This window comes from Rhodococcus sp. FH8 (assembly GCF_019266085.1).
Lineage (GTDB): Bacteria > Actinomycetota > Actinomycetes > Mycobacteriales > Mycobacteriaceae > Rhodococcus_F > Rhodococcus_F qingshengii.
In genome coordinates, this window is record NZ_LPNQ01000057.1 from 547,398 (window position 1) to 563,155 (window position 15,758).

Genomic DNA, 15,758 nt, shown 5'->3' on the forward strand with positions numbered 1-15,758 from the left:
GAAGCGCTACGACAATGACAACGACCGTTTCACCTCAGACCGAGAGCACTTCACGCCCACGCCTTGGGCGAGGCGTCGCTTTCACACTCATCGCCGTCATCATCGCCACGTTCCTGGGCGCATCCGCGACCCCGACACCGTTGTACGAGCACTATCAACAGTTGTGGGGATTCTCCTCGCTGGCGTCGACGCTCGTGTTCGGCATCTACGCTCTCGCATTGCTCGCCACGCTCCTGACCGCCGGATCCCTGTCCGATCACATCGGCAGGCGCCCGGTCCTGCTCGGAGCACTCGCGCTCGAGGCAGTCTCGCTCGCGCTGTTCGCCTCGGCCGACGGTTTGACCATCCTGCTCATCGCCCGGGTCGTACAGGGTGTTGCCACCGGCGCTGCAATCAGTGCTCTGGGTTCGGCATTGATCGACCTCGAACGCACTCCGGGCCGAGGATCGATCATCAACAGCGTCGCTCCGACGATGGGGCTTGCAGTCGGAGCAGTGGGTTCGAGCCTCATCAGCGAGCACCTGCCCCGGCCCACCAGCACTGTCTACCTGGTCCTTCTCGTGCTTGTCATTCTCGAGATCTTCGGAGTATGGGCCGCTCCCGAGACTTCGGGCGGACGCCCCGGAGCCTGGCAGTCCCTGCGCCCCACACTGGCCGTTCCTCGTCAGGCGCGCACGATGATTGCCCTGACCGCACCGTGCCTGATCGCGGTCTGGGCGCTGGGAGGTTTCTACCTCTCACTCGGACCTGCATTGGCGCGCAACGCACTTGACGTTCACAGCTCCCTCATCGGTGCCATCATGGTTGCAACACTGACAGGATTCGGAGCGGCAGCAGTACTCACCTTCCGCAAACTCGGCGGCCGGACCGTGATGCTGATCGGAACCACCGCCTTGGTGCTCGGGGTGGCCGTCACACTCATCGGTGCTGAAACATCCTCTGCCGTATTGATTCTGGTCGGTACGGCTGTTGCAGGTATCGGCTTCGGAGCAGGATTCCAAGGAACTATCCTCACCGTCATGCCGCTGGCCGAGAACCACGAACGCGCGGGTTTGTTGTCCACCGTCTACGTCATCGCATATCTGGCCAACAGTCTTCCCGCCTTGCTGGCCGGCTACCTGGTCGGCAAGGTCGGATTGGTGGATACGACGCGTGGCTACGGAGCACTCGTCATGGTGCTCGCGGCGGCCGCACTGATCGGACTGCTGGTCACCGGCGAGCGAAAGGTCGAAGCCGTCTCGGTGTCGGAGTAGGTGTCCCCCGATCGGTGGACACACCGTTCCGCCTGCACAGGGTCCGGGGAGTGGACATACGACATCGATCTGCTCCGACATAGTTGTCTTCGAGAGAGCCAACCGAACGCTCACCCGGACAAAGGACACCGACGATGACGAACCCACGCTACGTAGTTGCCGCAATCACAGCTCTGGCCGCCGGCGCCCTCACGTTGGGATTGAGCGGAATCGCCAGTGCCGGAACCCTTCCCACAACCGGCAACAGCATCACGATGACGATCAGCAACGACACCGAACAGACAATTCATCTCGAAGGCGCCGACAACCCCTACGGACAGTGGATGCAGAGCCCACGCCAGTCGCTCGCGCCTCACGAGACCGAGATCGTCACGGCATACAACCAGGACCCGCGCGGCCTGACGGTCGACGTCGTCTATTCCACTCCCGACGGCGGACAAGCAGTCTTCATGGCCAACGACTATCCACAGTTCGACACCGACGGAACTCGCACCACCGACCCTGATCACTACTTCATCTCGAGCTACATCGACGGCTACTACCCGAACCTGAGCGTCGGGTACCACCTCAGTGCGGTGTGACTGCAGCAGTCGTCATAAGTAATCCATCTGCCTCTCAGACGCACTTGTTCTTGGACATTCGTCCGGCGCGCGGGGATTGTTGAACGCAGCCCCGCACGACCAGGCACACGCCCCGCTGCCGGTGGCCCGAACATCAACGGGAGAGGGAAAACCACAGTGCGACTACCCAACCAGTTTCTGATCTACGTCAGCGATGCCGCCTCCGCAGCAGCGTTCTACGGCGAATTGTTCGACGCGAAGCCTGAGGTCCTCAGCCCTCGGTACATGACCTTCGACCTCGGCGGCGGTGTGGTCCTTGCACTGTGGAGCGGCAAGTCCCGCGACCTCGATCCCGCGACACCGCGCAATTTCGAAGTCGGCATCTTGGTCGACGGCGGGAGCAACGAAATTCGGGCGATCCACGACGAGTGGGTGGCCAAGGGAGTCGAGGTCGTCGAAGAACCCAACGAAGATGTCTTCGGTCTGACGTTTGTCATTTCAGATCTGGACGGAAACCGCGTCCGCGTAGCGCCCGCAGATCACTGAGCACTCAGCCTTTGATCTCGCCGTACCGGCGCAAGGCCTCCTCACGCTCGTGCGCGTGATCGACTATCGGGTCCGGGTAGTCGACTGGGCGCATCGCCTTCAACGAGTGGACGGCCTTCCCGGGAACATCGCGAAGTTCGGGGACCCACCGACGGACGTATGTGCCGTCGGGATCGAACTTCTCCCCTTGCGTGATCGGGTTGAAGACGCGGAAGAAAGGCGAAGCATCCGTACCCGACCCGGCAGTCCACTGCCACCCGTGCTGATTGGAGGCCAAGTCACCGTCCACCAGTTGCGACATGAAGTACCGTGCGCCGCGCCACCACGGAATGTGCAGGTCCTTCACCAGGAATGACGCGACGATCATTCGGACCCGATTGTGCATCCAGTTCTCGGCGGCGAGTTGCCGCATGCCGGCATCCACGATCGGGAAGCCGGTCTTGCCTTCACACCAGGCCGTGAAGGCGGCGTCTGCGTCGACTCCCCCGTCGTGACGTAAACGGTCGAACTTGTCGTCGTAGTTCTTCCGCGCGCTGTCGGGGCGCTGAAACAGGATGTCTGCGTAGAAGTCTCGCCAAGCAAGCTGGCGACGGTACGCCTGAGCGCCGTCTCCGAGTCGCTTGGAGAGATCTGCCAACATGGTTCTCGGATGAATCGTGCCGTACTTGAGCGGGATCGACATCCGACTCGTGGTGTCGAGGTCGGGTCGATTTCGTTCGTCGTCGTACCGGTCAAGATCGTTCTCGCAGTATTCTTTCCACTGTTCGAGCGCACCGGCCTCACCGACGACATCGCTGACGGTGCCGGACGGCGCGGGGATACTCACCCGGCGCGGGCCACCGTCCTTCTCGCTCGGATCGAACCAACGGACCGTCCCCGCATCGGTCGACGCGGGGCCCCGCCAACCATGTTCCATCCACTGACGGAAGTACGGCGTGAACACCTTGTACGGATCACCGTCCGCCTTGGTGACGCGTCCGGGCGCCACGGCATATGGTGACCCGGTGGCGATCAACTCCACCTTCTCGGCCACGGCCGCGTCGCGCCGTCGGCCGTAGGGCCCGTAGTCGCCACTGATGTGAACTTCTTCGGCGCCAACGGATTCCGCCACGCGGGGCACCACGTCTGCCGGATCACCTCGAACAACCATCAATCGTCCGTCGAGCTGGTTGTCGAGTGCCGACAAGTTGGCGAACAGTTGATTCTGGCGGGGTGAGCCTGCCGGTCCGAGCAACTTCTCGTCGAGGACGAACAAACCCAACGTCTGTCCGCCGGCATCCGCCGCTGCAGTCAGAGTCGGAAGATCACCGACCCTCAGATCGCGTCGAAACCAGATCACAGAGTTACTCACCCAGTCGAGCCTACCGATCAGATCTCAGAACGCATCCCACCGCGCGGGCCGCCAGTTGCGCCGCTCTTTCGGCTGTCGGCTCGGAGGTGAGCCCGAGCAGTCGCCACCGGTGCTCCTCCCCGAGCAGCAAGGTGTACAACTGATCCGCGCACAGCGCAGCCTTCTGGCCGTGCTGATCGATCAATATCTTCTCCAGAAAGGCAATCGACTTGGCCGGGCCGGATTCGTAGAACGCTGCGGCCAATTCAGGGAACTGCACTGCCTCGCCGATCATCATGCGGTGCAGCGCAATCGAGTTGTCGCTGTGCAGGGCGATGACGATGTCCACTGCAGCGGCGAGCAGGTCGGACTGGCCCTCGCCGGCATTGTCGACGTACGCGTGCTGACGCGCAACCGCAGCTGCAAAGACCGCAGACTTGTCGCCGAAGTAGCTGTACACGGTGCGCTTGGCGACGCCGGCCACCGTGGCAATGCCCTCGATGGTAGTTCGGGCGAACCCGACATCTCGAAACGAGTCGACAGCGACGTCGAGAATCTCGTTGCGTCGTTCGGCGCGCTCGGCGTCACTGGTTCTCCCACGTCTGCGCGGTTGCTCCATCAAGTCCCCTGTTACCGTGCCGGTGAATTAATGCTACGTTGACGTTTCATTAATTCGAATACTACAGGAGCACTGCATGACCGGACAACGACTCGTCCACGTCGCCATCGCCGACGACTGGGAAGCATGCAAGCGTTTCGGTGAGTACGAGGTCTCGACGCGCGGAATCAGTTACGACGAGGCAGGATTCATTCGCGCAACGACCCCGGACGCACTCGCTTCGGTGCTCGATCTGGTGTTCGGCGACCTCACATTGCCGCTGGTCGTCGCCGTCATCGATCAGGACGCCCTGACCTCCGCGGGCATCGACGTCGAATGGGAGGCGGAAAAGCCCCGAATCCTCCGACCTCTACCGATGGACGAGGACACCGTGGTCGCCGAACTGGCCGTGGAACGCGTTGACGGGGTCTGGCCGATTCCCGACCTGACCCCGTACGCAAGCTGCGCCGGCTAGACCAGCGCAGCCTCCGGTTCGATAACCGGCGCAGACGCCTTCTTCCGGCCGGCAGCCACGCACAGCGCGATCCCGACGGCAATCCAGCACACCAGCACCAGAAGTGGCGTGGTGGCGCCATGGCCGTCGAAGAACGCCATCGAACGGACGGATGCTCCTGCGGCGCCAGGTGGGAGCAGCTGCCCCAATGCGCCCCAGCCTGCGGGCAACCACGCGGCAGTTGTCGCCATCCCCGAGAGTGGGTTTCCGATGAACATCATCGTGACGGCGCCCAACGCGAACCCCTTCATCCCGAGCAGGGATTCGAGCCCCAAAATGGGAAGCGAGATGGCCGACATGCCCATGGTGAGTGCGAGCGCGGTGAGCAGGTAGTTTCCGTCAAGACTGTTGGTGCCGAACTGCAGAATGGCAGTCAGTGCAAAACCCGCGACCACCGCGACGCCGGCAGCGCCCAACACTCGCTTGACGATGCTGCGCGGAAACAGTTGCACGAGAACAACAGCGGGCATGATTCCGCCGAACACCAAGGGCAAGGCCAATGCCGTGAGCCCAGCACCGGTCGGGTCGTCCGCCGTCAACGGCACAACGTCTTCGACGGGAACCTTTGCCCCCGAGGCCTCCGAGAGGCCGTTGGCCACCCCGGTCAGGGTCTGGGCGATCGGGGTTCCGCCTGCAGTCGCGATCAACACGTGAGGACCGTTGGCATCAACGGCGATTCCGCCGACCACGTCGCGATTCCGAATCGCGTCACGCAGGGCGTCGGCGTCGGCGAATTCTCGAGTATCGAAGGCGCCTTGCTTACTCGCCTCGAGCGAGGTGCTGATCTGTTCGGTTGTCGCAACTGGACCGGCGATGCCCAACTTCAGTTCGTGCGGGCCACTGTTGACCGAGGGCAGTACGAAGGCAAGCAGCATCAGCCCGATCACGGCGGACAAGCCCAACACCACAGCCACCAACTTCTTGCGGTCCTGTGCTTCAACTTCGGCGTTCATAACTACCCTCCCTAAGTGGAAGTTTTTCCTCCACTATTTGTGGAAGATATTCCTCCGGTTATGATGAACTGTCAATACCGGAGGTGGATGTGCGAGCCGATGCACGTGAACGCAGAAACGCAATAGTCGACGCCGCACGAGCGGTGTTCACCGAACGCGGGCACGACGCGCCGCTCGATGCAGTCGCAGAACTCGCGAAAGTGGGCATCGCCACGCTGTATCGAAACTTTCCGACGCGCGAGGACCTCGTGACCGCCGTCGCCGTCGCAACACTGACCGATGTCCGCGAGGCTGCCGACATCGCACTCACGGCAATGTCCACCGATCCGGCAAACGCGTGGCACACGCTGGTGGACCGCCTCGTGGAACTGCGCCTGGGTGCGCTCATTCCTGCACTGGTGGAACGCAGTTTCACCGAGCTGGCGCCCGAAGTTCTGGCGGTGCGTGAGGTGACGAAAACGAAGATGACCGCGACGATCGGCGCCGCTCAGAGCGCCGGACTGGTTCGCGCCGATCTGCAACCGCTCGAATTCGTCATGGCTCTGGCCAAACTGACGCGCCCGCAAATCGAGTTGTCCGACGAGGCCATGCCGAACCTGGTCCCGCGGTTGGTCGCGGTGTTCATGGCCGGTCTGCGTCCGGACGGTACCGACTTGCCGGTCTGATCGGCGAAACCCGACGTACCAGGCAAGGCACAATGGGGCTGTGACCGAGATACCGAAAATCCTCGTAGTCGACGACGACGCAGACGTCCTGACCTCACTCGAACGCGGATTGCGGCTCTCGGGATTCACCGTACTGACGGCGGTGGACGGCGCCGACGCGCTCCGAGTGATCTCCGACAAGCGACCGGACGCGGTAGTCCTCGACATCAACATGCCGGTGCTCGACGGCACCGGTGTGGTGACGGCACTTCGTGCCGCCGGCAACGAAATCCCGATCTGCGTGCTCAGTGCGCGCAACTCGGTCGACGATCGCATCGCCGGGCTCGAATCCGGTGCGGACGACTACATGGTCAAACCGTTTGTTCTTGCCGAACTGGTTGCCCGGATCCGCGCAATGCTCCGTCGCAGCAACACTCCGGCCGGCGATCACTCCGAGGGTACGAATACCCTGCGGGTCGGAAACCTCGACATCGATCTCTCCGGTCGCCGGGTTCGTGTCGACGGCAAGGAAGTACCGCTCACCAAACGCGAATTCGAGCTACTCGAAGTGCTCGCACACAATTCCGGCATCGTGCTCACTCGCGAACGTCTCCTCGAACTGGTGTGGGGCTACGACTTCGTCGCCGACACGAACGTCGTGGACGTCTTCATCGGCTATCTGCGTCGAAAGTTCGAATCCGGCGGTTCACCTCGTCTGCTGCATACCGTTCGCGGCGTCGGGTTCGTGCTTCGGGAGAACCCGTGAAGCGTCGCCGCTTCTCACTACGAACTCGCGTTGCCGCGGCCGCGGCACTGGGGGCGACGTTCATCGTCATCGCTCTCGGTGTGGTCGTTGCACTGGCTATCGCACGAAACAATTTGGCGCAGTTGGACCGTCGATTGGAGACGGCATCGACGGTCATCGTGGCCAATGCGGCTACAGCGGGACCTTTTCTCGGCGCGTTCGGAGACGGCGGCGCCTTTTCCGTGACCATCCGCTCCGACACCGACGGAACCGTCAAATCCAGTACCCCGACGCGACTGCCCGAACTACCGGTCGGCTCGGCGACCGTCGACGTGGACGGTACGAAGTACCGGGCATACACCGCCGAGGCCGACGGGATCAATGCCCTTGTCTCGCTGGCGGTTCCCTATGCCGAAGCGCGAGACATCACAGTCGACCAACAGCGACAGGTTGCATTCTTCGGCGTCGGGGCCGTAGCGGCCGCAGCTGCGTTGGGATGGTTGTTCGGTGGCCCGGCGGTGCGCCCCCTCGTGGAGTTGACCCGCCGGATCGCCAGGCGCGATCCCGATCTCGCCACCGAGGTTTCCGGAATCCGTGAAGCGGACGAGCTTGCCGCAGCAGCAGAATCGATGCTCAGCGACGTCGCTCGAGCGCAAGCCGCAACCAACTCCGCCCTTGCCGCCGCCCGAGATTTTGCGTCCGCCTCGGCTCACGAACTCCGAACTCCGTTGACAGCGATGCGAACCGACATCGAAGTGTTGTCCATTCACGACCTCGATCACGAACAAAGACGCGAGATCCTCACAGATCTGGCCCGCGCGCAGGGCCGCGTCGAGTCAACTCTGAGAGACCTCGAGCGCCTGGCGAAGGGTGAACTCTCGACGGCCGAGGATTTCAAGGACACCGATTTGACCGAGGTCTGCGACATCGCTGCCGACGACGCACGCCGACATCATCCTGGGCTGGACGTCGGCGTCGTCACGGTGGATTCCCCACTCCCCTATTGCATCCGGGCCCTTCCCGGCGGAATCCGGTTGATCCTCGACAACGCGATCACCAATGCAGTCCGCCACGGCGGCGCGAGCGCGGTGCGCATCACCCTCGCTCGCCCGGCCGATTCACCGGACACCGTCACGATCACGATCGACGACAACGGTTGCGGAATACCGGCCGAGGAACGCTCGAGCGTGTTCGAGCGCTTCACTCGCGGATCGACGGCAGGCAAGACAGGCTCCGGTTTGGGCCTGGCGCTGGTGGCGCAGCAGGCGGCCCTGCACGGCGGACGGACGACATTTCACGACAGTCCACTCGGCGGGGCTCGCCTGCTGGTCGAACTCAGGGATCAGCCCGGACCCGAATAGCCCCTTCAGGTCTCGATCAACTGGCCGATCCCTGACGCTGTCACTTCGATGACCCGAGCCGAGCCGATGTCGAAGAACAGTCCGGCGATACGCAGGCGACCATCCACACGGGCCTGACCGACGAGAGGATGGCGTTCGAGAGTCTGCAATTGGACTGCGACATTGACCATTCCGAGCTGATCGACCTCCGAGAAACCTGCCTCGGCCGCAGCACGCGCGACCGGATGGCCACTCGTATAGGCCTGCAAGCTCGTCTCCGCATGCCGCAGCCATTCCCCGACGACTCCCGATTCCGACGAACCGTTCGTCAGGAGTGCTTGCATCGCGCCGCAGCCCGAATGTCCGCACACGACCACCGAGCTGACACCCAACTCGTCGATCCCGAAGGCCAGTGCCGCTTCCACCGACGTATCGCGGCCGCCGGCAGGAACCAGGTTTCCGACATTGCGCACGGTGAACAGGTCGCCGGGGCCACTGCTCGTGATGATGTTCGGCACCACTCGCGAATCTGCGCAGGTAAGGAAAAGAGAGTCGGGGTTCTGCCCGTCGCGCAACTGATCCATGTGCGGCCGTATCGCTTCGGCGCGATGGCGATGATAGTTGGACACCCCGTCGAGAATGGGCCGCAAGGCCGGCGGGCTGCTCAGATTCCTCCCCGAAGCCTGTGGTTGCCAACTGCCCCACGGCGCGAGCAAGCCGCGCAGGTCGGTGACTGCGGCGCCGCGCTTCGGCGGACCGGTGGTCGCGCTCTCCATACTCACCGAGCCGACTTCGTCGATGATCACCGAACCACCTGCCAACTCGTACTGCCTCGCCCACTCTTCGATGACGTCGAAGACGGCATGGTCGAGGAAGTCGACAGACAGCTCGACGGTGACGTCCGACCGCGGTGGGAGTCCGGCGAGAACCGACGTCAGCTTGGGCAGCACCAGGAAGGTGCACGAGCCTTCGACCAGGACGCGCCACTTCCCGGAATCGTTGTCGCCCAACTCTTCTGCGGTGACAGTTGCGCGGATGACACGCCACACCAGGAGGGCGATGGCCAGCGCCAACCCGATCAGGACGCCCTCGAGCAGATTCAAGAACACGACGCCGACCACCGTGATGCCGTACACCCACAGATCACCGGTCCGTCGCGCCAACCGAATGTGCGCCAGCTTGACCAGTTGAATACCGATGACAATCAACAGTCCGGCCAATGCAGACTTCGGAATCTGCTGGACCAACCCGGCGAGCGCAGCCGAGAACAGCAGAATCCACAGGCCGTGCATGATCGACGACGCGCGGGACTTCGCCCCGGCCTCGACATTGGTCGCACTGCGCACGATCACCCCGGTGACCGGAAGGCCGCCGATGGCCCCGGACACCATGTTCGCGGTGCCCTGGCCGAGCATCTCGCGATCGAAGTTCGACCGCGGGCCCGAGTGCATCTTGTCCACGGCCACGGCCGAGAGCAGACTCTCCACACTGGCGATCAGGGCGATGGTGAGGATGCCGGTTGCGACGCCGAGCCACTGGCCGTCGGGCAGAGCGGGGAGTCCGATCGAGTCCAGCAAAGATCCGTCGAGAGCAATACGCTCGACGTCGATCGGCAGCGCCAGCGAAGCGAGAGTTGCCAATACGATGCCCACCAACGCCGCCGGAACCTTGCGGACACCGGCAGGGAGATAGCGCCACCCGAGAAGGGTGGCGATGACGACGAGTCCGATCATCAGGTCCTCGACATGCAAGGCACCGATCTGTGCGGGCAACTGCCGTAGATTGTCCAGCGCCGAGCTGGCCGAGCTTCCACCCAACAACACGTGAACCTGTTGTAGCGCAATGGTGATGCCGATACCGGCGAGCATCGCATGCACCACCACTGGAGCAATAGCCAGCGCCGCACGGGCAATTCGGCTGAGCCCGAACACGATCTGCAGAATTCCGGCGCCGACGGTGATCAGGCAGGTGACTTTCCACCCGAACTTGCCGATCAGTTCGGCGACCACCACGGTCAGGCCGGCGGCGGGACCACTGACTTGCAGCGGTGAACCTCCCACAGCTCCGGCCACCACTCCGCCGACGATTGCGGCGATCAGACCTGCCATGATCGGCGCCCCGGAGGCGATCGCAATTCCCAATGACAGGGGAAGCGCCACCAGGAATACGACCAGCGACGCCGGCACGTCGTATCTGATCAGTTGCTCGAGATATCGCCGGCTTCCACCACCCGGCGGAGACGAATCCCCCACGACGCTCTCGTCTGCGGATGATTGTGCGTGCACTACGGACTGCGTCGACATAGATCTCCTCGCCGGACCCCGGATCCGGCTGCTGGGCAACATGTTCGAAGCGAATCGGCGATCGGTATCGCCGATCGACTGTGACCATGGTAACCGCGATTCCTTACCGTTCCCTTAGCTGCGAGCCCAGACGTGGTCGACGTCACCGTCGCCCGGCACTGTGACTCGAACCTGAACATCGGTCCAAAAGATCGATCGAATTGCTTTAAACCGCAAGCATTTTGACTGACACACCTCCAGCGGCCGGCACACCTGAGCGCCGTCGGCGATAATGGTCGGGAGTGAACGCTCAACCGCAAACACAACGATGTGAAGGCAGGCACCATGTCCGATCAGTACGTCGCCGCGCAGGACCGCTACGAAGCCATGCCGTACCGCCGAACCGGTCGGAGCGGTCTCAAACTCCCGGCCATCTCGCTGGGCCTCTGGCACAACTTCGGCGACGACGTACCGATCGAGAACCAGCGCGCAGTTCTGCGGCGGGCATTCGATCTCGGAATCACCCACTTCGATCTTGCGAACAACTACGGTCCCCCGTACGGAAGCGCCGAGACGAACTTCGGCAGGATCCTGCGTGAGGATTTCTCTTCGTACCGCGAGGAATTGGTCATCTCGTCCAAAGCCGGCTGGGACATGTGGCCCGGCCCCTACGGATTCGGTGGTTCCCGCAAGTATTTGCTGTCGTCCCTCGATCAGTCGCTCGGACGACTCGGCGTCGACTATGTCGACATCTTCTACAGCCATCGCCCTGACGCCGAAACTCCGATCGACGAGACCGCAGGCGCCCTGATCAGCGCTGTCCAGCAGGGCAAGGCCCTGTACGCGGGTATCAGTTCGTACTCGCCGGAGCGCACCCGTGAAATCGCCGCACTGCTCGCCGCTGCGGGGGTTCCGCTCTTGATCCACCAGCCGAGCTATTCGATGCTGAACCGCTGGATAGAGCAGGACCTGCTGTCGGCTGTCGATGATCTCGGCGTCGGCGTCATCGCGTTCTCACCACTCGCTCAAGGCATGCTCACCGATCGCTATCTGAACGGCGTCCCCGAGGATTCCCGTGCAGCTCAAGGTAAGTCACTGGATCCGTCGTGGTTGACCGACGACGCTCTCACCCACATCCGCGCGCTCAACGACATCGCGGCAGACCGCGGCCAGTCGCTGGCTCAGCTGGCACTGAGCTGGGCACTCCGCGATTCGCGGGTCACCTCGGTACTGATCGGTGCGTCCAGTGTCGCCCAACTCGAAGCCAACGTCGGCGCGCTCGACAATCTCGAATTCAGCGCAGCCGAACTGGCCTCCATAGATCAGCACGCCAAGGACAGCGGCATCAATCTGTGGGCAGAGGCCAGTTCGATCTGAGCGATCACCTGCGCTAGAGCTGAGGCAACTCCACGTTCACGTGCTCGCCCTCTTCGAATACCGCCGACGCCGGCCCGACGATCAAGGGATCCGGAGTACCGACAGCCCGGTGATCCTTGTTGGGATAGTCGAAGCTGGCGAGCACGTGACGCATCGCCTCGAGGCGAGCGCGCTTCTTGTCGTTGCTCTTGATCACCGTCCAGGGCGCATCCCCGGTATCGGTGTAGAAGAACATGGCTTCCTTGGCCTGGGTGTAGTCGTCCCACTTGTCGAGCGAAGCCAGATCGGTCGGTGAGAGCTTCCACTGACGCACCGGGTCCGTTCGGCGGGCCGCGAACCGCGCCAACTGCTCTTCGCGGCTGACCGAGAACCACAGCTTGTGCAGATGAATCCCGGAGTTGACGAGCATCCGCTCGAAGTCCGGGGTCTCTCTCATGAACTCGAGATACTGCGTCGGCGTGCAGTAACCCATCACTCGTTCGACGCCGGCGCGGTTGTACCAGGACCGGTCCATCATCACTATCTCGCCGCCGCTGGGTAGGTGTGCGACATAGCGTTGGAAATACCACTGCGTCCGCTCGATGTCGGTGGGCTTCTCGAGCGCGACCACGCGGGCTCCACGGGGATTGAGATGCTCGGTGAATCTCTTGATCGACCCGCCCTTACCGGCAGCATCGCGACCTTCGAAGATGATGAGCACCTTCTGACCGGTTTCCTTGACCCACAACTGCAGCTTGAGCAGCTCGATCTGCAGACGCCGCTTCTTCCGCTCGTACTCGCGGCGCGACATCTTCTTCTCGTAGGGGTAACCCTGCTTCCAGGCATCCGCGAACTCCGAAGGCTCCAGCACGCCGAGCTTGTGCTTGAGACTCGACAGCTCGTCGATCTCGGCCGCGTAATCCTCGGTGACGGAAATTCTGGTCGACGGGGTCGGCAGGTCAGGAACCCGACCGTCCACACCGCTGGCGTCGGGGCTCATGAATACGCACTCCCTGTCGTCGAAATGAACGAACGTCCGGAAAGTGAATTTTACGCGCCGAAGCCCGCTCCCGCGGGTCCGAAGAGAATGTTGCTTGGCATCGAGGAGGTAACGACAGGTCCGGCTTCCCAGTCGCCGAACCCTCACGCGGTACCTTGATCGAGGTAACTGAGACGGTCGGTAACCCCGAGAGAAGAGAGTTCTGGCGAGATGCGAGTAGACGGACGGGAGATCCCGGTAACGGGAAGCCTCCTGCCACCACTGCACCGCCGTACGAGCGACATCATGCGGGTTGCGATCGCTGCTGTGCTGCTCGGCGGCGTGATCGCGGGATCTCTGATCACTCGAAGTCAGTGGGACGCCCTCGAAACGTCGGTGTCCAACATCGTCGGTGTTCTCTCGCCGAGCCTGTCCGACACTGTGTACCTGCTCTACGGCATCGCAATTCTGGCGCTACCGTTCGCCATCCTGATCGGCCTGATCGTCGGGCGCCGGTGGAAGTTGCTGGCCGGATACGCCGCCGCCGGCCTGTGCGCCGGTGTCGCGCTGTCCTTCACCGGAACAGGCCTGGCGGCACCGAAATGGCACCTCGACGTGCCGGACCGACTCGACGCCACCTTCCTGTCTCAATTCCTCGACGATCCGCGATGGATCGCGATGCTCGCGGCGGTGCTCACCGTCTCGGGCCCGTGGCTTCCGAAGAAGTGGCGACGAGCCTGGTGGACGCTGCTTCTGCTCTTCGCTCCCATCCATCTGATCGTCAGCTCGATCGTTCCCGCACGATCGATGCTGGGTCTCGCCGTCGGTTACCTGATCGGCGCGGTGATCGTTCTCGCCGTCGGCACCCCTGCCCTCGAAGTGCCATTGGACTCGGCAGTACGCGTACTCGCGCGGCGCGGTTACCGCGTCACCGCATTTCGCGTCGTGAGTCCCTCGGGAATCGGGCCTCTTGTCATGTCCGCAGCCATCGACCAAGCACCGGACGACGAACCTTTCGACGAACTCGTCGTCGAGTTGTACGGACAGAACCAGCGAAGCAGCGGAGCAATTCGACAGACGTTCCGTTGGATCTCGTTCCGGAACCGTGAAACTCCGCCGCCCTACGGATCACTTCGTCGCGCCGTCGAACACCGAGCGCTCATGGGTATCGCGTTCGCCGACATCGGTCTGGCCAGTTCCAAGGCCGTCGCAATCTCGGTACTCGATCGCGGGTGGGAGATGTACGCGCGCCCGAGTCCTCGTGGCATCCCCCTTGCCGTCGCCGTCGAGAACCAGGCGGGCGAGGAAGAATCCACCAAACTGATCGACGCGCTGTGGCAAACACTGCATACCGCTCACGTGCACCAGATGGCGCACGGCGACCTGCGCGCTTCCGAAATTCGTGTCGAAGGCGGAACCATCCTCTTCGGCGGGTACGCGTACTCCGAATTCGGCGCCACCGAAGTTCAGATGCAGTCCGACAACGCACAACTTCTCTTCGCCACCGCATCATTGTTCGGGGTCGATGCAGCGGTGGACGCCGCGATTCGAGCGCAAGGCGCAGACACGATTCTCGCCGCCTCCGGCCGATTGACCACCGCTGCATTACCCAACCGAATTCGGCGGACGGTCACGGATTCCGCGAAACTGATGACCGAGATCCGAGACGAGGTCGGTGCCAAGAACGGGATCGAAAAGGTCGCTCCCGCACAGGTCACCCGATTCAGTCGCAACCAGCTGATCCAGCTCGTTCTGCTCATCGGTCTGGTCTACGTCGCCTACCCCTTCATCAGCCAGGTCCCCGCGTTCATCACCGAACTGAAGACGGCCAACTGGTGGTGGGCACTGCTCGGCCTCGGCGTCTCCGCACTGACGTACGTCGGCGCGGCAGCGGCCCTGTGGGCCTGTGCGTCGTCGATGGTCAGTTACCGCAACCTCTTGATCATGCAGGTGGCCAACACCTTTGCGGCGACGACAACTCCGGCCGGAGTCGGCGGGCTCGCGCTGAGCGTGCGGTTCCTGCAGAAGGGCGGGCTCGGTACCGTCCGCGCAACGGCCGCAGTCGCGCTGCAACAGACGGTTCAGGTGGTCACCCACGTCGGCTTGCTGATCTTCTTCTCGATCGTCGCCGGACGTGATACGAACCTCTCGCACTTCATCCCGGGATCCACTGTTCTGTACCTGGCGGGCGGCGTAGCGCTCGGAGTTCTCGGTGCATTCATGTTCATTCCGAAACTCCGTGGGTGGCTGCGCGACGATCTGCGTCCTCAGATCACCGAGGTGTTGGGTGAACTGAGCCAACTCGCGCGAAACCCGACCCGCTTCCTCATCATCGTGGGCGGCAGCGCCGCAACAACTCTCGGTGCCGCCCTGGCTCTGTGGGCGAGCGTCGAAGCATTCGGCGGCGGAACGACGTTCATCACCGTCACCATCGTTACGATGATCGGTGGGACGCTCGCCTCGGCGGCTCCGACACCGGGTGGCGTCGGAGCCGTCGAGGCCGCCCTCATCGGTGGTCTGTCCGCATTCGGACTGCCGGCAAGCATCGCGGTCCCGTCGGTCCTGCTCTACCGAGTGCTGACCTGCTGGCTCCCTGTGTTCTGCGGTTGGCCGACGCTGCGATGGCTGCAGAAGAACGACATGGTCTGAGCCGTTCCG

General features: G+C 63.0%; 14 protein-coding genes. 9 read left to right on the plus strand and 5 right to left on the minus strand.

Going from position 1 to position 15,758, the window contains the following annotated elements:
- The first annotated feature begins 14 nt into the window (after positions 1–14).
- The 3 genes from ATN38_RS05255 to ATN38_RS05265 all read left to right on the plus strand — a co-directional run bounded on the left by ATN38_RS05255 (position 15) and on the right by ATN38_RS05265 (position 2,359).
- On the plus strand, positions 15–1,253 hold the full coding sequence (locus ATN38_RS05255; protein WP_003940229.1) for an MFS transporter: 1,239 nt from the start codon (positions 15–17) through the stop codon (positions 1,251–1,253).
- A 134-nt stretch (positions 1,254–1,387) separates the two neighbouring features.
- Complete coding sequence (locus ATN38_RS05260) at positions 1,388–1,834, plus strand: hypothetical protein (protein ID WP_003939681.1); 447 nt, start codon at positions 1,388–1,390, stop codon at positions 1,832–1,834.
- A 156-nt stretch (positions 1,835–1,990) separates the two neighbouring features.
- On the plus strand, positions 1,991–2,359 hold the full coding sequence (locus ATN38_RS05265; RefSeq protein WP_003939994.1) for a VOC family protein: 369 nt from the start codon (positions 1,991–1,993) through the stop codon (positions 2,357–2,359).
- Positions 2,360–2,363: 4 nt separating this feature from the next.
- On the opposite strand, the gene ATN38_RS05270 is transcribed toward ATN38_RS05265, so the two are convergent.
- Positions 2,364–3,710 (minus strand): deoxyribodipyrimidine photo-lyase, encoded by a 1,347-nt coding sequence (locus ATN38_RS05270; protein ID WP_064113356.1) that lies wholly within the window; start codon positions 3,708–3,710, stop codon positions 2,364–2,366.
- Between the two features lie 10 nt (positions 3,711–3,720).
- Positions 3,721–4,308, minus strand: coding sequence for a TetR/AcrR family transcriptional regulator (locus ATN38_RS05275; protein ID WP_218747689.1), 588 nt, complete (start codon positions 4,306–4,308; stop codon positions 3,721–3,723).
- A 76-nt stretch (positions 4,309–4,384) separates the two neighbouring features.
- Here ATN38_RS05275 and ATN38_RS05280 point away from each other — a divergent pair, with 76 nt between their 5' ends.
- Positions 4,385–4,762 carry a DUF952 domain-containing protein gene (locus tag ATN38_RS05280; protein WP_003939721.1) on the plus strand — a complete coding sequence of 126 codons (378 nt, stop codon included), beginning with the start codon at positions 4,385–4,387 and terminating at the stop codon, positions 4,760–4,762.
- Here ATN38_RS05280 and ATN38_RS05285 read toward each other — a convergent pair.
- Positions 4,759–5,754, minus strand: coding sequence for a hypothetical protein (locus ATN38_RS05285; RefSeq protein ID WP_058037831.1), 996 nt, complete (start codon positions 5,752–5,754; stop codon positions 4,759–4,761). The genes ATN38_RS05280 and ATN38_RS05285 overlap by 4 nt on opposite strands.
- 89 nt (positions 5,755–5,843) lie before the next feature.
- Here ATN38_RS05285 and ATN38_RS05290 point away from each other — a divergent pair, with 89 nt between their 5' ends.
- The 3 genes from ATN38_RS05290 to ATN38_RS05300 are packed head-to-tail and all read left to right on the plus strand — an operon-like array spanning position 5,844 to position 8,504.
- The gene (locus tag ATN38_RS05290; RefSeq protein ID WP_003939888.1) at positions 5,844–6,419 is read left to right on the plus strand and encodes a TetR/AcrR family transcriptional regulator; all 576 of its coding nucleotides are present in this window, start codon (positions 5,844–5,846) and stop codon (positions 6,417–6,419) included.
- A 40-nt stretch (positions 6,420–6,459) separates the two neighbouring features.
- A complete protein-coding gene (locus ATN38_RS05295; protein WP_003939853.1) occupies positions 6,460–7,164 on the plus strand; it encodes a response regulator transcription factor in 705 nt (234 codons plus the stop codon).
- Positions 7,161–8,504: a sensor histidine kinase KdpD gene (locus tag ATN38_RS05300; RefSeq protein ID WP_003939972.1), complete on the plus strand. Its 1,344-nt coding sequence runs from the start codon at positions 7,161–7,163 to the stop codon at positions 8,502–8,504. Before ATN38_RS05295 ends, ATN38_RS05300 begins: the two co-directional genes overlap by 4 nt.
- Positions 8,505–8,509: 5 nt before the next feature.
- Here ATN38_RS05300 and ATN38_RS05305 read toward each other — a convergent pair whose 3' ends face one another.
- Positions 8,510–10,786, minus strand: a complete 2,277-nt coding sequence (locus tag ATN38_RS05305) for a bifunctional SulP family inorganic anion transporter/carbonic anhydrase (RefSeq protein WP_210377599.1) — start codon at positions 10,784–10,786, stop codon at positions 8,510–8,512.
- Between the two features lie 324 nt (positions 10,787–11,110).
- On the opposite strand from ATN38_RS05305, the gene mgrA reads away from it, so the two are divergent.
- The gene (gene mgrA / locus ATN38_RS05310; protein ID WP_007733451.1) at positions 11,111–12,142 is read left to right on the plus strand and encodes an L-glyceraldehyde 3-phosphate reductase; all 1,032 of its coding nucleotides are present in this window, start codon (positions 11,111–11,113) and stop codon (positions 12,140–12,142) included.
- A gap of 13 nt (positions 12,143–12,155) precedes the next feature.
- Here the strand turns inward: mgrA and ppk2 are convergent, their stop codons facing one another.
- Positions 12,156–13,121, minus strand: a complete 966-nt coding sequence (ppk2, locus tag ATN38_RS05315; RefSeq protein ID WP_003940295.1) for a polyphosphate kinase 2 — start codon at positions 13,119–13,121, stop codon at positions 12,156–12,158.
- A gap of 210 nt (positions 13,122–13,331) precedes the next feature.
- Here ppk2 and ATN38_RS05320 point away from each other — a divergent pair, with 210 nt between their 5' ends.
- Entirely contained in the window at positions 13,332–15,749 is a 2,418-nt protein-coding gene (locus ATN38_RS05320) for a lysylphosphatidylglycerol synthase transmembrane domain-containing protein (RefSeq protein ID WP_007733454.1), read from the plus strand.
- Positions 15,750–15,758 lie beyond the last annotated feature (9 nt).

Excerpts from the sequence above, each read along its gene's own strand:
- ATN38_RS05255 (WP_003940229.1), top strand. The coding sequence starts at position 15 with ATGACAACGACCGTTTCACCTCAGACCGAGAGCACTTCACGCCCACGC.
- ATN38_RS05260 (WP_003939681.1), top strand. The coding sequence starts at position 1,388 with ATGACGAACCCACGCTACGTAGTTGCCGCAATCACAGCTCTGGCCGCC.
- ATN38_RS05275 (WP_218747689.1), bottom strand. The coding sequence starts at position 4,308 with ATGGAGCAACCGCGCAGACGTGGGAGAACCAGTGACGCCGAGCGCGCC.
- ATN38_RS05280 (WP_003939721.1), top strand. The coding sequence starts at position 4,385 with ATGACCGGACAACGACTCGTCCACGTCGCCATCGCCGACGACTGGGAA.
- ATN38_RS05285 (WP_058037831.1), bottom strand. The coding sequence starts at position 5,754 with ATGAACGCCGAAGTTGAAGCACAGGACCGCAAGAAGTTGGTGGCTGTG.
- ATN38_RS05305 (WP_210377599.1), bottom strand. The coding sequence starts at position 10,786 with ATGTCGACGCAGTCCGTAGTGCACGCACAATCATCCGCAGACGAGAGC.
- mgrA (WP_007733451.1), top strand. The coding sequence starts at position 11,111 with ATGTCCGATCAGTACGTCGCCGCGCAGGACCGCTACGAAGCCATGCCG.
- ppk2 (WP_003940295.1), bottom strand. The coding sequence starts at position 13,121 with ATGAGCCCCGACGCCAGCGGTGTGGACGGTCGGGTTCCTGACCTGCCG.
- ATN38_RS05320 (WP_007733454.1), top strand. The coding sequence starts at position 13,332 with ATGCGAGTAGACGGACGGGAGATCCCGGTAACGGGAAGCCTCCTGCCA.